14 protein-coding genes are annotated in these 16,904 nt (G+C 57.3%); 10 read left to right on the top strand and 4 right to left on the bottom strand.

The features are described from left to right. Positions 1-156: 156 nt before the first annotated feature. Entirely contained in the window at positions 157-1,374 is a 1,218-nt protein-coding gene (locus ML541_RS12325) for a porin (protein WP_243373273.1), read from the bottom strand. A 205-nt stretch (positions 1,375-1,579) separates the two neighbouring features. Here ML541_RS12325 and ML541_RS12320 point away from each other — a divergent pair, with 205 nt between their 5' ends. The 9 genes from ML541_RS12320 to mtaB all read left to right on the top strand — a co-directional run bounded on the left by ML541_RS12320 (position 1,580) and on the right by mtaB (position 12,464). Then, positions 1,580-2,926: a S41 family peptidase gene (locus tag ML541_RS12320; protein ID WP_243373271.1), complete on the top strand. Its 1,347-nt coding sequence runs from the start codon at positions 1,580-1,582 to the stop codon at positions 2,924-2,926. A gap of 5 nt (positions 2,927-2,931) precedes the next feature. Further along, positions 2,932-3,855 carry a tRNA (adenosine(37)-N6)-dimethylallyltransferase MiaA gene (miaA, locus tag ML541_RS12315; RefSeq protein ID WP_243373269.1) on the top strand — a complete coding sequence of 308 codons (924 nt, stop codon included), beginning with the start codon at positions 2,932-2,934 and terminating at the stop codon, positions 3,853-3,855. Further along, a complete protein-coding gene (locus ML541_RS12310) occupies positions 3,852-5,114 on the top strand; it encodes a glycosyltransferase family 2 protein (RefSeq protein ID WP_243373267.1) in 1,263 nt (420 codons plus the stop codon). Before miaA ends, ML541_RS12310 begins: the two co-directional genes overlap by 4 nt. 234 nt (positions 5,115-5,348) lie before the next feature. Further along, positions 5,349-7,385 (top strand): response regulator, encoded by a 2,037-nt coding sequence (locus tag ML541_RS12305; protein ID WP_243373265.1) that lies wholly within the window; start codon positions 5,349-5,351, stop codon positions 7,383-7,385. A 97-nt stretch (positions 7,386-7,482) separates the two neighbouring features. Further along, positions 7,483-8,160 carry a serine O-acetyltransferase gene (cysE, locus tag ML541_RS12300; protein ID WP_243373263.1) on the top strand — a complete coding sequence of 226 codons (678 nt, stop codon included), beginning with the start codon at positions 7,483-7,485 and terminating at the stop codon, positions 8,158-8,160. Position 8,161: 1 nt separating this feature from the next. Then, on the top strand, positions 8,162-8,587 hold the full coding sequence (locus ML541_RS12295; RefSeq protein WP_243373262.1) for an Rrf2 family transcriptional regulator: 426 nt from the start codon (positions 8,162-8,164) through the stop codon (positions 8,585-8,587). A 55-nt stretch (positions 8,588-8,642) separates the two neighbouring features. After that, positions 8,643-9,779 carry a cysteine desulfurase NifS gene (nifS, locus tag ML541_RS12290; protein WP_243373261.1) on the top strand — a complete coding sequence of 379 codons (1,137 nt, stop codon included), beginning with the start codon at positions 8,643-8,645 and terminating at the stop codon, positions 9,777-9,779. Positions 9,780-10,017: 238 nt separating this feature from the next. Next, positions 10,018-11,133, top strand: a complete 1,116-nt coding sequence (gene mnmA, locus ML541_RS12285; RefSeq protein ID WP_243373260.1) for a tRNA 2-thiouridine(34) synthase MnmA — start codon at positions 10,018-10,020, stop codon at positions 11,131-11,133. Positions 11,134-11,147: 14 nt separating this feature from the next. After that, a complete protein-coding gene (gene mtaB, locus ML541_RS12280) occupies positions 11,148-12,464 on the top strand; it encodes a tRNA (N(6)-L-threonylcarbamoyladenosine(37)-C(2))-methylthiotransferase MtaB (protein ID WP_243373259.1) in 1,317 nt (438 codons plus the stop codon). A 303-nt stretch (positions 12,465-12,767) separates the two neighbouring features. Here mtaB and ML541_RS12275 read toward each other — a convergent pair whose 3' ends face one another. Then, entirely contained in the window at positions 12,768-13,283 is a 516-nt protein-coding gene (locus tag ML541_RS12275; RefSeq protein WP_243373258.1) for a peptidylprolyl isomerase, read from the bottom strand. Between the two features lie 276 nt (positions 13,284-13,559). Between ML541_RS12275 and ML541_RS12270 the strand changes: the two genes are divergently transcribed. Then, positions 13,560-14,111, top strand: coding sequence for a peroxiredoxin (locus ML541_RS12270; RefSeq protein WP_243373294.1), 552 nt, complete (start codon positions 13,560-13,562; stop codon positions 14,109-14,111). A 13-nt stretch (positions 14,112-14,124) separates the two neighbouring features. Here the strand turns inward: ML541_RS12270 and ML541_RS12265 are convergent, their stop codons facing one another. Beyond that, positions 14,125-14,610 (bottom strand): ferritin family protein, encoded by a 486-nt coding sequence (locus ML541_RS12265; RefSeq protein WP_243373257.1) that lies wholly within the window; start codon positions 14,608-14,610, stop codon positions 14,125-14,127. Between the two features lie 75 nt (positions 14,611-14,685). Further along, on the bottom strand, positions 14,686-16,722 hold the full coding sequence (locus ML541_RS12260; RefSeq protein ID WP_243373256.1) for a UvrD-helicase domain-containing protein: 2,037 nt from the start codon (positions 16,720-16,722) through the stop codon (positions 14,686-14,688). Positions 16,723-16,904 lie beyond the last annotated feature (182 nt).

Below are 16,904 nucleotides of genomic sequence, written 5' to 3'. Positions count from 1 at the left end.
GGCGGGTGTCCGCTCGCCGCTGTAGCTCGTCGCTCACTCCCGATGCCACGACTGCTTCCCCGTGAAAAATCTGAAGAACATAAAAAAGGCCCGCCGAAAGAGGCGGGCCGATTGCAATGAAGGAGGAGACAACTACTCCGTGCTCAAACAGGTCGGCTAGAAAATGACCTGGGCCTGGAGGCGGTACTGCATATCGTCCGACCGTACCGGCTGCTTGTGAATGTTGGTCACGTCGGCCTGCAGTTTCAGGTTGTGCTTCTGAAAATAGTAGGAGACGGCACCGGAAGTCTCGGTCTGATTGTTGTCGGCCTTGTCCCGGTCGGGATCGACGAAGGAGTAACGGGTAGCCACTTCCAGATGCTTGGGAATGATGAAGTAACCTGCCTGGGCATAGAAACCGTGGGCACGCAGGGTCTTGTCGGAAGCCTGACCGTTGGCATGGCCCAGGAAGTATTCACCTTGTGCCGAGAAGCCCATCCATTTGAAGGCGGCATCGATGCCGACGCTGTCGGTATCGATCTTTTCAACGCCGAATTTTCCCAAGCCTTTACCCAGCCAGCCGTTGGAGCCGGCAAAGCTCAAGTTGTTGCTTTCCAGTGTGGTGGCGTTGGTTTTTGCCAGGGTATCCCTGAAGTAGCCTGCGCCGATGGAAAGGAGCGGCTTCTGGCTGTTGTCCAGATCTGCTTCCGAGTATGCCATTTCACCGAAGGGATTGACGGTGACCCTTGCAGCCAGGGCGTTATTGGTGGATTTGCGCAGGGTATTCTGGCCGACACCGCCGTAGACACCCAGGTTGTAGTTGAAGATTCCCTTGGCAATCTTGCCGTGGACCATGAGGCCGGTGTCCCGTCCCATTTTGAAGGTATCGGTGGCATTTGAGCGATCGACGAACTGCTGGGCACCGGAAGAGGTGATCTCCTGGCGGGCGAACTGGACCTTTTCCTGTCCCATGAGGAACTGGGCTTCGTCAATGAGCCGGTAGTTGAGCCAGGCATCCTCAAGGAGCTTTCCCGTATCTGCAAAGTTCGCCTGGAATTTATAGGTCAGGTCCTTGCTGTAAGCATAGCCGCTCATGAACAGCTTCATGCGGCGGATCCTGAACTCGGAACTGTTCTGGCCGCCATCGCTGTCGGTAAACGTATAGCGGCTCTGGAGACGGGCTCCCAGGGACAGCTGAAACTTTTCGTCAGGGGAGTTAAAGGTAAACCCTTTCCCCAGTTTGTAGTCCATGGGTTTGCTCTTGGTCACCGTCTTGTAGTCTTCCTCGGTAATGACCCCTTTTTCCTTCAGCACATCCTCCAGCGTCTTGGCCATGGCACTCTGTCCAACGAGCGCGGCGGTCAGAAGCGCCACTGCTGCAACTCCTCTTTTCATCTTTTCCTCCTTTGTGAATTGCCGGATAAGCCGGCTTTAGGCATGCCATTCGTTTTGACGGCCTGCATCCTAGAGGAATCATGTTGCATTGGTGTTACAGTCAGATGAAATGATGGTTAAGTGAAACGGCTTTCAAGTTGACAATTCGAAAGGGTGAATCTACATTAAGCCGTTCAGTCATTTCAGTTTGGAGGCACCCTCCCCCATGGGCAGAAGCAGAAAAATAATCCTCTCCCTGTTCCTGATCATCGTTATCCTGTCAGCAGCCATTTTCGGCATCCTCAACACCCGGAAGAGCATCAGCCAAAGGAGCGACCAGGACTACCTGCGCCTTTTCACCGAGGTGGTCGCCATCATAAAAAGGCACTACGTGGAAGAGGTGGACACCAGGAAGCTCATGCAGAGCGCTGTCAGGGGGATGCTCACCTCCCTCGACCCCCACAGCGAATATATGGCACAGGAATCCTTCAAGGAGATGCAGGTGCATATCGCCGGCTCCTTCGGCGGGCTGGGCATCGAGATCAACATGCAGGACGGCAAGCTGGTGGTCGTTTCCCCCATCGAAGATACGCCAGCATTCAAGGCCGGCATCAAACCGGGGGACCATATCTGGAAGATCGACGACAAGTTCACAAGAGGCATGAACATCTCAAAGGCGGTCAGCCTGATGAGGGGTGAGAAAGGGACCAGCGTCACCCTGACCATCCTGCGCAACGGCTCCAGTACCCCCCTTGTCTTCCATCTGGTGCGGGACATCATCAAGACCAGGAGTGTCAAAGCACGGACCCTGGAGCCCGGATTCGGCTACATCGGTGTTGCAGAGTTCCAGGGGCGGACCGGTGAGGATTTCGCCAATGCCTTGAAGAAGCTCAGGGAGGATAACGGCGGGGCGCTGCGCGGCCTGGTGCTGGACTTGCGCTACAACCCCGGCGGCTTGGTGGATCAGGCATTCATGGTGGCAGACCGTTTCATCGGCGAAGGACTTTCCAATGGGCTCATTGTCTATACTGAGGGGCGCGAGCCGTCGGCAAAGCGGAGCTGGACAGCCTATGTTGGAGAAAAGGAACCCCGCTACCCCATGGTGGTGCTGATCAACGGCGGCAGTGCCAGTGCTTCCGAGATTGTCGCCGGAGCGCTGCAGGACCACAAGCGGGCCATCATCATGGGCACCCAGAGTTTCGGCAAGGGTTCGGTGCAGAGCGTACTCCCCCTGAGAAACGGCGACGGTCTCAAGCTCACCACCGCCAAGTATTACACCCCCAACGGCCGCTCAATTCAGGCAAAAGGGATTACCCCCGATATCGTCGTCGGCATGATGAAGCCGAAGAATGGCGGGGTGCCCGACAAGGATGATTCCATCAGGGAAAAGGACCTGGAAAATCATTTCGAGGAAAAAGGGAAGGCAGCAGAACCGCAACAGGAACCGAAGCGGGGAAAAACGATCACTGCTGCCGCTGCCGACCGGGCAAAACAGGACGATTACCAGCTCTCCCGGGCACTTGACCTCCTCAAGGGGATCGACATGCTCTCCCAGCTGAAGCTGAAGAAGTAGCGCCCATGCCCTTCAACCTGCTGGTTATACTGGGTCCCACCGCCTCGGGCAAGACGCGGCTGGGGGTGGAACTGGCCCGGCGCCTCAGCGGCGAGATCATCTCCGCCGATTCCCGCCAGGTTTATCGGGGCATGGATATCGGCACCGGCAAGGACCTGGCCGAATATGGGGAGGTCCCCTACCACCTGATCGACATCGTCGATCCGGGTACCGAATTCAACGTCTTCCAGTTCCAGCGCCGCTTCGAGGAAGCCTACCAGCTCATCGCCGGTCTCGGAAAGATCCCGGTCATGGTCGGTGGAACCGGCATGTACCTGGAATCGGTGCTGAAGGGATACCGGCTGGTGGAGGTTCCGGAAAATGCCCCACTTCGCAATGGACTTGCAAAGCTTTCCCACGAAGCGCTCATGGAACGCCTGCAAAAGGCCAATCCCCGTCTCCACAATTCCACTGACCTTCTGGACCGCAATCGCCTGGTACGGGCCATCGAAATTGCCGAATACAAAGCACCCGAGCAGGCACCGTTTCTCCCCGGCCTGTCCCCCCTGATTTTCGGCATCCGCTGGGAGCGGGCGATCCTCTGCCGCCGCATCACCGAAAGGCTGAAACAGCGGCTTGACCAGGGGATGATCGAGGAGGTGGTGCGGCTGCACGATGGTGGCGTCCCCTTTGAGACCCTGGAGTTCTATGGCCTGGAGTACCGCTTCATTGCCCGGTTTCTCAAGGGGGAACTGAACCGCAACGATCTGTTCCAGAAATTGAACAGCGCCATTCACGATTTCGCCAAACGCCAATGCACCTGGTTTTCCCGCATGGAACGCCACGGCACGGTCATCCATTGGCTTAACGGCACTGCCGAACCCCTGGCAGAAGCCCTTCATATCCTTTCCCAACACCAGCTCCAACCGGCATCTTCCTCCCGGCCATGATCCCCGCTCCTGTCGCCGCATATCTCCGCAAGCGCGGCGTCCGCTCCTGGACCATTTCCGGCAGTGCCGAGCCCAGTTACAGTGGGGCAGTCATCATCCCCGCCCTGGCGGAAAGCCCGCGGCTTTTCCACACCCTGGCATCGTTGGCAGCGAATCCTCCTGAGCTTCTGGAGCGGCTCCTGGTGCTGGTCGTGGTCAATCACCGGGAAGACGCACCTGCAGAGGACAAAGCCGACAACGAAGCGACGTTGCGGCTGCTGGAAAGGGGCTGCCCCGAGCTGTCCATGCTGGATCTGGCCTGGATCGATGCCGCTTCACCGGGAAAGGAAATGCCTGCCAAAGGCGGAGGCGTAGGTCTTGCCCGAAAAATCGGCGCCGACCTCGCCCTACCCTGCCTCGACTATGCAGGCAGCACACCGCTCCTCATCTATCTGGACGCGGATACCCTCGTCGAACCCGGTTATCTGGCCGCAATCGAGGCACATTTCAAGTCCGTAGCAGCAGGCGGGGCCGTCATCCCTTTCCGCCATCAAAGGCCGCCAACTATAAAGGAACAGCAGGCCATCGACACCTACGAGCTTTTTCTCCGCTCATTTGTGGTCGGTCTGGAGATTGCCGGATCTCCCTATGCCTTCCATACGGTGGGAAGCGCCATGGCCTGCCGTGCCGTGGATTATGCCCGCATGGGAGGGATGAACACCCGTGCCGCCGGAGAGGACTTCTATTTCCTCCAGCAGCTGCACCGTGTGGCCGGCGTGTCCCCACTGCGCGGCACCGTCGTCCATCCCTCGCCCCGCGCCTCACACCGGGTGCCGTTCGGCACCGGCCGGTCCATGTCCCGAACCTTGGCCGGCGATGAACAAGCCGTCGTCTTCCACCGCCCCGAATGCTTTCTCATCCTTAAGGAGTGGCTTACGCTGATTGCAGGCAATCCCGATGCCGACAGTCCTCTCCTGATGGACCGGGCCGCGGAGCTGTCACCCCAGTTGGCCATCTATCTTGTTCAGGCGGGCTTTTCAGAAGCGTGGAGCAGGCTCAGACAGAACAACAAATGCCCCATGAGCCTGCGCAAGGCCTTCCATGACTGGTTCGACGGGCTGAAAACGATGAAACTCATTCACCACCTTTCCGCCACGATCTTTCCCTGCTGCGGACCCGATCAGGCCCTTCCGGAATTGCTGAAATTAGCTGGAGAGCCTTCGGCTGCTGGGGTGACGGAACAGCTTGAGGCCCTGCAAAGGCGCCAGTTTGCCCGTTAGGCTCGCTATTTAACCTGATCTCACTTTTTTCGTCCCCCAGCTTACGGCTCCCCCAACATTCAGAATTTCTTATATACTATTTTCCGAACTCGGATCGTTCGCAACGCACTTTCCGTAACCCCGCAAAATATTTGCCGGTCCGCTCCGTTCATGGGCAAACGATCCGCTCCGCTTCGACGCCGGTACGCATGCTGGTATGTTATTTGCTGCATTGGCGGTCGGGTGATAACGAAAATGGATGCAACGAAAATACTTATTGTCGATGACCAGAAGTATGCCCGGAAGATGCTGCGGGATATCCTGGCCCCACAGCACTTTATGGTCGAAGAGGCTGGTAACGGTCGCGAAGCTATCGCCAAGACAAGGGACTTCAAACCGGACCTGATTCTCATGGACCTGATGATGCCTGACATGAACGGCATCGAAACCTCGCAGCTGATCAAGGGTGATGCTCGGACAGCCACCATACCGATTCTGGTTGTTACGGCAAGCAAGGAAAAGGACAACCTGCTTGCCGCTTTTGCCGCCGGGGTCGATGATTACATCACCAAGCCCTTCGCCGCCAACGAGCTGCTTGCGCGGGTCCAGGCAAACATTTATAAGCGCGACGCCCTGGTCCTGGTGGAACAGAAAAAGGCGGATGCCGGAATCATACTGGACCTCTCCCTCTCTATCGCCTCGACACTCAATGCGGTCGAAATTCTCCAGCTGATCGTCGGCAGGATCGCCGGATACGTCAATGTCAGGCGCTGCTCCATCATCAGGTTCAGCGACGAAAGTCACGGCCATGTACTGGCCTCCAACGACGACCCCACCGCCAAGGGGCTGAGAATCGAACTCCCCCGCTATCCGGAACTGCAGGAAGTGATTCGCACCGGTGAAGCACTCGTCGTCAGGGATGCCAAAAACAACCCATTATTGGCAGAGGTACGACAGTACATATCCGGTGTGGATTTCGACACCATTCTCGTCATCCCGATACATCACGAGCAGGAAATCATCGGCGCCCTTCTCTTGCGATCGGCAGGGAGGGAAACGTCCTTCAGCAGCCACGAGCTGGCCTTCTGCCAGTCCATCGCCGATGCCGCTGCAAACGCCATCAAGAATGCATCCCTTTTCGAGAAGGTCCTGGAGGAATCGGACGAATTGCGGGAGATGAAGGAAAAGCTGGAACAGGAGCTCAGGGAAAAGACGGTGTACGAGGGACTCTTCGAACATGCCTCCGAAGGGCTCATGGTTTTGAATGCAGCGGGACAGCCGCAGTATGTCAACAGGAGCGCGGCGGAAATGTTCGGCTATACCCGAAAGCAGATGCTTGACATGTCACTGCAGGAATTCCTGGCTGAGGAAAGTCTCCAGGTGGGGATGGAAAACCACATCAACTTCTTCCTCGGTCGGGAGTTCTCCAGGAAATACGACGTACTGATCAGGACCGCCTCGGAGGAGAAACGGTGCGTCACCGTCTCTGTCAGCACTCACCGCCTGGAAGGAAGCTATGTCATTCTTTCCCTGATGGACGTGACCCTGGAAAGAAGGGACCAGCACCTCCTGGCCGAGGCAAACGAGCGGCTGAAGGCACTGGACTTGCTCAAATCCGAGTTTATCTATACGGCAACCAACGACCTGCGCCTGCCGGTTGCCGTCCTGCACAGCAATTGCCTGCAGCTGCGGGAATCGGACACGGATAACCTGACGGAAACCCAGTGCGAGCATCTGGATGCGGCAGTGGAAAGCTGCGACCGGCTCATGGACCTTATCGAGGAGCTCCTGGACAGCTCCCACTTCGACCTGAAAGACTATGCCCTGACCATAGAAAAACAGAGCATCATGGAACCCGTCCGCGAGGTCTACACCGTCCTTGCCCCCTTTGCCAGCGGCAATGGCCTGAAGATGACCGTCAATCCCCTGCAGCATGATGTGGCCGCTGCCTTCGACAGCGACAAGATCAAATGCGTCCTTACCAACCTCATCGGCAATGCCATAAAATTCACCCCGCGGGGAGGAGAGATCGGCATCTGGGTGGACACGGACGATCTGGAGTTGAAGATTTCCGTGTCTGATACGGGGAAAGGCATCCCGGAAAATTACCGAACCAGGATCTTCAACGAATTTTATCACCTGAAATCGGCCAAAGGCTCCGCCATGAAAGGAAGCGGTCTGGGACTCGCCGTCAGCAAGCGAATCATTGACGCCCACAACGGCCGCATCTGGGTTGAACATGCTCCCGAAAAAGGCACCACCTTCTCCTTTGCCATCCCTTTGGCGCACTGAAGATTGCCCCGTTGACACCCCCCACATAATAATTGACTGAAATAGTAAGGTATGATTTAATCAGGCTTAACTTTTTACTGCCGTGAAAGGGAAGGCCATGTTTGCAAGGTTACAACAGGATATACAAGCGGTATTTGACCGGGATCCGGCTGCCAGGAGCAAGCTTGAGGTCTTTTTCTGTTATCCCGGACTTCATGCCATCTGGTTTCACCGGGTTTCCCACTGGCTTTGGCAGCACGAACAGTTCTTTCTCGGGCGGTTCTGCTCCCACCTGGGCAGGTTCTTCACCGGCATAGAAATTCACCCCGGTGCGAAAATAGGCAAGGGCTTTTTCATAGACCACGGCATGGGGGTCGTCATTGGCGAAACGGCTGAGATAGGAGATAACGTCACCCTCTACCACGGCGTAACCCTCGGCGGGGTCAGCTGGGAAAAAACCAAGCGCCACCCGACCGTAGAAGATAACGTGGTCATCGGCTCCGGAGCCAAGGTTCTCGGGCCATTCACGGTGGGAAAGGACAGCAAGATCGGCTCCAATTCCGTCGTCGTCAAGGAAGTCCCTCCAAATTCCACCGTAGTCGGCATACCGGGCCGGGCCGTCATCGCCACGGAGAAGCCAGCGGAAAAGATAGACCTGCAGCACGGCCAGCTCCCCGACCCGGAAGCCAAGGCGATATCCTGCCTCTTCGATCAGATCAGGGATCTGGAACGCAAGCTGGCCTCCTTGTCCGACGAGCATGATCAATTGAAAAAGCGGCTCGAAGAAGGAAAGTAGCATGCGCTTGTCAACACGGGCCCAATACGCGGTACGGGCGATGGTGGACCTGGCCCTCTACTCCACCAGCAAACCGGTCTCTCTCAAGGAAATCGCCCAGCGGGAAGAGATCCCCCTGAGTTACCTGGAACAGCTCTTTTACCGGCTGAAAAACGGCGGCATCGTTACCAGCGTCCGGGGACCTGGCGGAGGGTACGTCCTGGCAAGGGAAAGCTCGCTCATCAAGGTGGGGGAAATCGTCGTCACCGTCGAAGAGCCGCTCAGCCCCGTCGCCTGCATGGACGAGGGAAGCACCGGCTGCGCCCGTATTTCCCAGTGCGTCACCCATAACGTCTGGAAAGGGCTCGGAGAAAAAATCCGGGGATTTTTGGACGGCATTACCCTGGAAGACCTCACCCAGGACGCGCGCCATAAACTGGAAAGCTGATCCGCACCTCTCCTGATTGTCAAAATCCCTACAGGACTTCGAAAAAATATTTACGATGATTTACATGGATTACAATGCCACCGCTCCGGTCCATCCGGAGGTTCTTGAGGCGATCCTCCCCTTTTACCGGGAGCAGTTCGGCAATCCGTCCAGCATTCACTGGGCGGGGAGAATGGTCAAGGGCGCGGTCGAGGAGGCCCGTGAAGAAACAGCAGCCCTGGTGGGATGCGCCCCCTCCGAGATTGTCTTTACCTCCTGCGGTTCCGAATCGGACAACATGGCCATAAAGGGAACAGCCTCCGCCTTACGCAACAGGGGCAACCACATCATCACTACCGCCGTCGAGCATCCCGCAGTGCTCAATACATGTCTATACCTGGAACACCAGGGTTTCCGCATTACCCGGCTTCCCGTAAACCGGGAGGGGCTGATCGACATGAACGAGCTTCAAGCGGCTATCACGGCGGAGACGGTTCTCGTTTCGGCCATGTTTGCCAACAACGAGACAGGGGTCATCTTTCCCGTGGCGAGCATCGGCGCGATCTGCAGGGAACGGGGAGTCCCTTTCCATTGCGATGCCGTGCAGGCGGTGGGGAAAGTACCGGTCGACTGCCGCGGCATGGAGATCGGCCTTTTGTCCCTCTCCGGCCATAAGCTGGGCGCACCCAAGGGAATCGGCGCCCTGGTGGTGAGAAAGGGGATGAAACTCCATCCACTGATTCACGGTGGCGCACAGGAGCGCAACCGACGGGCCGGCACCGAGAATGTGGCTGGCATCGTCGCCCTGGGTAAGGCTTGTCGGATCGCCAGGGATGAGATGGCCGGCGGGGCTGCACGTGTGGGAGGGTTGCGCGACCGGCTTGAAAAGGGTATCATGGCCCTCTTTCCCCAGGCCCGACTGAACGGCCACCGGGAAAAACGGCTGACGACCACCGCCAACATCTCCTTCACCGGTCTCGAAGCCGATTCCCTGCTTCTCAACCTGGACTTGGCCGGTATTGCCGTCTCCTCCGGTTCCGCCTGCAGCTCCGGGACCCTGAAGTCGTCGCCGGTTCTTGCCGCCATGGGGGTCGATCCTGCCGCCGCCAAAGGATCGATTCGCTTCTCCCTTGGCAGGCTCAACACCGATGCAGATGTGGATCATGTGCTTCGGGTACTGCCTGAGATTATTGAACGACTGCAGAAAAAATAAGTGGTGCAAATTTTCCGGAAAGGCAGTCGTAGTATCGGGAGTGAGCGACAAGCCACAGCGGCGAGCGGACGCCCGCCCATGTTGAACGGAGATATTCCGCCACTTCAAGCACCCTGCACCATTACACGGACGGCACCGCAAGGTCCGCAGCTGTGGCGATAGAGCGAACGGACGATGCTGCGGTTGCCTTGTCTTCCGCGGTCCACGAATTAACAAAAATAGCGACCAGATGGACTACATGAACAGAGAAAACAGTAAAAAACGTGTCGTCATCGCCATGAGCGGCGGCGTCGATTCCTCCGTTTCGGCGGCCCTGCTTAAAGAGCAGGGATACGATGTCGTCGGCATCTCCATGCAGGTCTGGGACTACGGCAAGTTTGCCGGCGAAGGGGAAAAATTCGACACCTGCTGTTCCCTGGACGACATCCACGATGCCAGGCGAGTTGCGGAACAGCTGGACATTCCCTTTTATGTGGTCAACTTCGAGGATGAATTCGAAAAGCTCGTCATCGGCGATTTTGTCGATGAGTACCTGAGGGGCCGCACCCCCAATCCCTGCGTCCGCTGCAACCAATGGATCAAGTTCGAACTGCTCCTGAAAAAGGCCAGGGCGTTGGGAGCGGAGTTCATTGCCACCGGCCACTATGCCAGGAAGGCGCAGGATGCGGAAGGACACTACCACCTGCTCAAGGGGACCGACCCGGCCAAGGATCAGTCCTATTTCCTCTTCACCCTTACCAAGCAGCAGTTGGCCATGACCCTTTTTCCCCTGGGAGAGATGACGAAAACCGAAGTGCGCGCCCTTGCGGCCAGATACAACCTGCGGGTTGCGGAAAAAGGGGAAAGCCAGGAGATCTGCTTCGTCCCCGACAACGATTACGTCCGCTTCATCGAGGAAGAGCGGGGCCGGGAACTCCTCTCGGGCAATATCGTCGACCGGAGCGGCAAGGTCCTGGGCCGGCACCGGGGCACCTACCGCTATACCATCGGCCAACGGCGCGGGCTGGGAATTGCCCATCCCGAGCCGCTCCATGTTCTGGAACTGAACGCCGAAACGAAAGAGGTGGTCGTGGGGCCGAAGGAAGCTCTCTTCAGTGAAGGTCTCCTTGCCGACAACATCAACTGGATCGGTGCCGCACCGGAGGCCGCAATCGAGGCTGAATGCAAGATCCGCTACCGCCACCAGCCCGTTGTCTGCCGCATCACGCCCCTGCCAGGCAATCGGGCTCAGGTCCTGTTTGCGGAAAAGGAAAAGTCGGTCACTCCGGGGCAGGCGGTCGTTTTCTACGATGGCGACCGGGTCCTTGGGGGGGGCTGGATCGAAAAAGCGTTGGATGGTGGTGAAAAGCGGTAGATGGTGGATGGTGAATGGTAAATGAACAAAAACAGACGGTGGCCATAACCACCCTGGGCTGCAAGATCAACCAGTTCGAATCGGCCGCCATGGCCGAGACACTGGGCAAGGAAGGCTTTTCCGTCGTCCCCTTCGGCGGCAGCGCAGACATATATGTCATCAACACCTGTACCGTCACCTCAAAGACCGATGCGGAGTCGCGCCGACTCATCCGCCGCGCATCGCGACAGAACCCCGCGGCAAAGATCGTTGTCACCGGCTGTTATGCCCAGGTCGCCTTCGATGAACTGCAGGACATGCCGGGGGTCAACCTCATCCTCGGCAACAGTGAAAAACGCGGCATCGCCGCAATGCTCAGGAACCTGGGAGACGACCGCCAGGTGCTGGTCTCGGATATCGCCCTGGAGCAGAGCGCGCAGGGAACGAGGTTGGAGAGTTTCGCCGAGCATACCCGGGCATTTCTCCAGGTGCAGAACGGCTGCGATGCCTTCTGTTCCTACTGCATCGTTCCCTACGCACGGGGAAGAAGCAGAAGCGTCTCCCGGGAAGAAGCCCTGGCGGGCATACGGAGCTTTGCCCAACGTGGGTTTAAAGAGGTAGTGCTGACAGGCATCCACCTGGGCGCCTACGGACTGGATTTGACCCCGTCCCTGTCGCTCCTCGATCTCCTTGTAGCGGCAGAAAAGGAGCGGCTGGTAGAGAGAATCCGCATCGGCTCCGTGGAGCCCACCGAGGTTTCAGATGCCCTGATCGCCTTCCTTGCCCAATCGGCCGCCATCTGCCCCCATCTGCACATCCCGTTGCAAAGCGGCCACGACCAGGTGCTCACGGCCATGAACCGCAACTACACCACGGCGGGTTTCCGCACGGTCATGGAAAAACTGGCAACAGCCCTTCCCTCAGTCTGCATCGGCACCGACATCATTACCGGTTTCCCCGGCGAAACCGAGGAACAGTTCCAGGAAGGATACCGCTTTCTCCAATCACTCCCCCTTGCCTATTTCCATGTGTTTCCCTTCTCTCCCCGCGCCGGGACCCCCGCCGCCGCCATGGACGGTCATGTCCACAGCAGTATCGTCAAAGAACGGGCCAAGGCCCTGCGCAAGCTATCAGAGGAAAAGAAGAAGGCCTATTACCAGAGCTTTGTGGGAAAGGAACTGCAGGTACTGGTACAGACCCGGGAAGACAATGGTCTGCTCAAGGGGCTGTCCCGCAATTACATTCCTGTTTTGCTGGAGGGGAACGACTCCCTGCTGAAGACGGAACAGTGGGTGAGGATATCCGGAGTGGAACGGGAAAAGGTGACAGGAGAGGTCATCGCAAGCCCCTAATTGTACAAAGGAAGCAAAGGTAAATGAACAAAAAAGGCCGCAGAATTCAACTGCGGCCTTTTCTGTGGTTCTTAAGACATTTCCGGGGAAGGCAGTCGGGGCGCCGGGAGTAAGCGACGAGCCACAGCGGCGAGCGGACACCCGCCGCATGTGGAACGGAGGAGAGTTCGCCGGTTTAAACACCGTGTGACATTACGGGGTCAGCACCGCAAGGTCTGCAGCTGTGGCGACAGAGCGAACGGACGGCGTCGCGACTGCCTTTCATTTCCCCGAATTCCCTGACGAACTTATTTATTCAAAGAACTACTCGACCAATTTGATTGAGTTGATGAATACCGGCTCCACCGGCACATCACCGTGTCCAGCCTTGGAACCGGTTTTCACGTCCCTGATGGCATCGACCACTTCCATACCCTCGATGACCTGGCCGAAAACGGCATAGCCGAAGAGATCGGGAGATTTGCCCCGATGGTCCAGGAACGGGTTATCCACCACATTGATGAAAAACTGGGAAGTGGCGCTGTCGACGACACTGGTCCTGGCCATGGCCAGGGTGCCGCGCTTGTTGGAGAGGCCGTTGGTGGCCTCGTTCTTGATGGCGAACTTCGTTTTTTTCGGCTGCATGTCGGCATCCATGCCCCCACCCTGGACCATGAAGGTCTTGATGACCCGGTGGAAAATGAGGCCGTCGTAGTAGCCATCTTTCACATAGGAAAGGAAATTACGCACCGATATGGGCGCCTTGTCCTTGAACAGCTCGATCTTTACCGTTCCCATGGATGTCTCCATCACCACCTGGGGATTCTGCTCTTCACTCATCACCTGTTCTCCTTTTCACATAAAGAATGCTCTCCTTCTATCACAAACGGGATGAAAGGAGAACTGTTTTTCGCCGCTACAATGCCTTGCAAAGCCACTCTACTCGGATACAATCACAGCATAGCCCAAGCACAAGGAGCCCCCTCCATGAACCTGAAAAAGATGGCCGCTACCGCTGGTATGCTGGCTCTCGTCCTGCACTTCGTCACGATAACCGCCCAGGCTGCCCCCGAGATGCCGTCCAAAATGATGATGCATGGCATGAAGGAGATGATGATGGCGGAACAGGTCAAGGTGGGGCAACCGGCGCCGGATTTCACACTCGATGGTGTTGTCGGCACCGATCCGGGAAAGGAGTTCGCCGCCATCAGCCTCTCCGACTACAGCGGAAAATGGCTGGTACTCTTTTTCTATCCCGGAGACTTCACCTTTGTCTGTCCCACCGAGATCAAGGGGTTCAACGAAGCGCTGCCCCGCTTCAACAAGCTGGGCGCAGACGTGGTTGGGGTTTCCGTGGACAGCAAATACTCCCACCTAGCCTGGATCAAGCGTGGAGACCTGGGCAAGCTGCACTACCCGCTCCTGGCCGATGTGAGGCGGGAAGCGGTGGAACGGTACGGAGTTCTTGACGAGACGGAAGGGGTGGCCCAACGGGGGTTGTTCATCATCGACCCAAAAGGGATCCTCCAGTACCAGGTCGTCCACAACATGGATGTGGGGAGGAGCGTCGAGGAAACCCTCCGGGTGCTGGAAGCCCTCCAGTCGGGCGCACTCTGCCCCCTGGGCTGGAAGCCGGGGCAAAAGACTATCAAGCCGTCACCGGAGTGACTTTCAGCAAGCTTCAAAGGGGCTTCAGGTTGCTGAATTCCCGCCACTCCAGGAAATACTCCGGCCGCAGAGTGTAATCGTAGAGGTTCTCCACGATGTTGTAGTGCTTCTTCTCCTCGTCGGCTATCTTCTGCAAAAGGGCAATGATTGCCGGATCACGTTCCTTGCCGGCCAGATCCTCATAGAGGCGGACGCTGTCAGCCTCGATCTTCATAGCGTACTGGAAGGCGTCGTGCTCCTTCCTCATCCCCTCCGCCAGAATCTTCTCGGCGCGAATGCCTTCAAAGACGTTCCTGGTGTTCTCCAGAACCGCCGTGTCCGCCATGGTCCTGGCTTCGCCGGCACGGATGGCGATAATGGTATCGTAATGCTTCTGCTCATCCTCGGCGAGCATTGAAAACACACTCTTCAGTCCGCGATACGGGGTCTCGGCCGCCATCTTCTCATAGAAAGCCTTGCCGTCCAGTTCCATTTTCAAGGCGAATGCATAAAGGTCCATACTCCCTCCACTGTTGCCGTAATTCCTACAGTATTAAGGTAACATGGCTGGAGGGAATTGCCAGCATCGCCGATGTTATTCCAGCATCGCCTTCATCATGGAAAAGAAATCGTCAGCCATGCGATCCGCTTCCTCTTCGGACAGTACCTTGGCGGCGGTCCCCTTTTGTTCGTTCACCAGATGAACAGGAATTTCCTGAAGAAACCGGCTCGGCACCCGCTCCTGCAGTTTGCCGTATTTTTTGCGCTGCAGGCAGCGGGTCATGACTAGGTGCTGCCGCGCCCGGGTGATCCCAACATAGCAGAGGCGACGCTCCTCGTCGATGGTGAAATCTTCATAAATTGAGCGTTTGTGGGGGAGGATCTCCTCCTCCATCCCCACCAGAAAAACGAAGGGAAACTCCAGCCCCTTGCTGGAATGGAGCGACATGAGCGTCACCGCGTCGCGGCCATGCTCCTTCTTATCCTTGCCGGAGAAACGGTCCTCGTCCATGAGCGAGACCTTTTCCAGAAAACCTGAGAGCGACGGCAAGGGTATCCGTTCCTCATAAGCAGCCATGGAATTGATGATCTGCTCGATGTTTTCCGCCTTGCGCCGGGCAAGGACTGGGTCATCGATGGTCCGGTAGAGTTCGTCCTCCAGGCCGAGCCGTTTAAAAAGCCGCTTCCCCTTTTCCGCCAGTTCTCCCTCTTCGGCAAAAACCGCCATCTCTTCCGCCAGCAGACAGTGAAACTCCCGTACCTTGGCCCTGGTCGCCTCGGCAACCCCCTCGATCTCATCGATCCTGCCGAATGCCTCGAATAGCGGGCACTCCTGCTCCATGGACCATTGGTTGATCCGCACAACCGTGCTGTCGCCGATGCCCCGCTTTGGGAAGTTGACGATGCGCAAGAGGGCGATCTCGTCGTTTGCGTTGCAGATCACCTTCAGATAGGAGATGGCGTCCTTGACCTCCTTGCGCTCGAAGAACTGCATGCCGCCGATGAGCACGTATGGGATGTCCTCGAAGCGCAGCTGCTCCTCGAAGGCACGGCTCTGGGCATTGGTACGGTAGAGTATGGCAAAGTCGCTATAGGCAAGATTGTGGGCCAGGCGCTCCACCTGGATCCTCTCCACCACCGTGGTCGCCTCCTCCTCGTCATCGGAAACGACGATGACATCGATGGGCCGGCCGCTTCCCGAGGCGGTCCAGAGGCGCTTTTCCTTACGCTTGGTATTGTGGCCGATGACATGGTTGGCCGCCTCCAGGATGTTGCCGGTGGAGCGATAGTTCTGCTCCAGCTTGATGACCCGGCACGCCTTGAAATCCTTCTCGAAATCCAGGATATTGCCCACATCAGCGCCACGCCAGCCGTAGATGCTCTGATCGTCGTCCCCGACCACGCAAAGGTTACCGTAGCCCCCCGCCAGGAGATGCACCAGCAGGTATTGCGACGCATTGGTGTCCTGGTATTCATCGACCATGACGTAGCGGAATCGCTCCTGCCAGTGTTTGAGCACCTCGGGATGATTCTGCAAAAGGTCCGCCGTCAGCATGATGATATCGTCGAAATCGATGGCGTTGAAGGCCTTCAACGCCGACTGATAGCGGGGATAGACCTCAGCCGCCAGCATCTCGTATTCGTCGCCGAAACGGGGAACGTAGTGGTCGGGAGTAATGAGCTTGTTTTTGGCCGCCGAGATCTTCCAGATGATGGTGTCGGCATCGAACTTCTTGCCGTCGATGTTGACCTCGCGCATGATCTGCTTGATGAGGCCGATTTGGTCGGATGTGGAGTAGATGGAGAAATTCTTCTTGTAGCCGAGCTGCTCGATGTCCCGGCGCAGGATGCGCACCCCCAGAGAATGGAAGGTGGAGATGATGATCCCCTTGCAGGCTGTCCGCCCCACCAGTCCGTCAACCCGCTCCCGCATCTCCTTGGCCGCCTTGTTGGTGAAGGTAACCGCCAGAATGCCGGCCGGCGGCACCTTCTTGTCCAAAAGCAGATGGGCGATGCGGTAGGTGATGACCCCGGTCTTGCCGGAACCGGCGCCGGCGAGAACCAGAAGAGCCCCTTCCGTATGTTTTACCGCCGCCAGCTGCTGGGGATTGAGGTTGGACAGGTCGAGCATGACAACTCCAGATGTTGAAACACAAAAGAGCCGGGCAAACCATACCCGGCTCAAGCAGTGATAACAGAGGCTAGTTTTTAAATCAAGGAGGCGATATATGTGCCAAGTCTCGGCAAATTGCGTTCCTCAAAGATGGCAGAAGCAATCCATTTCTGGTTTCGATTCAGGATGGATGACAATAG

Origin of the sequence: Geotalea sp. SG265, assembly GCF_022808985.1 — a bacterium.
Classification (GTDB): Bacteria; Desulfobacterota; Desulfuromonadia; order Geobacterales; family Geobacteraceae; genus Geotalea.
The sequence above is the reverse complement of the archived record's forward strand: the minus strand, read 5'-3'. Positions and strand labels throughout refer to the sequence as shown.

Excerpts from the sequence above, each read along its gene's own strand:
- ML541_RS12275 (WP_243373258.1), bottom strand. The coding sequence starts at position 13,283 with ATGAGTGAAGAGCAGAATCCCCAGGTGGTGATGGAGACATCCATGGGA.
- mtaB (WP_243373259.1), top strand. The coding sequence starts at position 11,148 with ATGGTAAATGAACAAAAACAGACGGTGGCCATAACCACCCTGGGCTGC.
- mnmA (WP_243373260.1), top strand. The coding sequence starts at position 10,018 with ATGAACAGAGAAAACAGTAAAAAACGTGTCGTCATCGCCATGAGCGGC.
- cysE (WP_243373263.1), top strand. The coding sequence starts at position 7,483 with ATGTTTGCAAGGTTACAACAGGATATACAAGCGGTATTTGACCGGGAT.
- nifS (WP_243373261.1), top strand. The coding sequence starts at position 8,643 with ATGATTTACATGGATTACAATGCCACCGCTCCGGTCCATCCGGAGGTT.
- ML541_RS12295 (WP_243373262.1), top strand. The coding sequence starts at position 8,162 with ATGCGCTTGTCAACACGGGCCCAATACGCGGTACGGGCGATGGTGGAC.
- ML541_RS12310 (WP_243373267.1), top strand. The coding sequence starts at position 3,852 with ATGATCCCCGCTCCTGTCGCCGCATATCTCCGCAAGCGCGGCGTCCGC.
- ML541_RS12325 (WP_243373273.1), bottom strand. The coding sequence starts at position 1,374 with ATGAAAAGAGGAGTTGCAGCAGTGGCGCTTCTGACCGCCGCGCTCGTT.
- miaA (WP_243373269.1), top strand. The coding sequence starts at position 2,932 with ATGCCCTTCAACCTGCTGGTTATACTGGGTCCCACCGCCTCGGGCAAG.
- ML541_RS12320 (WP_243373271.1), top strand. The coding sequence starts at position 1,580 with ATGGGCAGAAGCAGAAAAATAATCCTCTCCCTGTTCCTGATCATCGTT.
- ML541_RS12305 (WP_243373265.1), top strand. The coding sequence starts at position 5,349 with ATGGATGCAACGAAAATACTTATTGTCGATGACCAGAAGTATGCCCGG.
- ML541_RS12260 (WP_243373256.1), bottom strand. The coding sequence starts at position 16,722 with ATGCTCGACCTGTCCAACCTCAATCCCCAGCAGCTGGCGGCGGTAAAA.
- ML541_RS12265 (WP_243373257.1), bottom strand. The coding sequence starts at position 14,610 with ATGGACCTTTATGCATTCGCCTTGAAAATGGAACTGGACGGCAAGGCT.
- ML541_RS12270 (WP_243373294.1), top strand. The coding sequence starts at position 13,560 with ATGGCGGAACAGGTCAAGGTGGGGCAACCGGCGCCGGATTTCACACTC.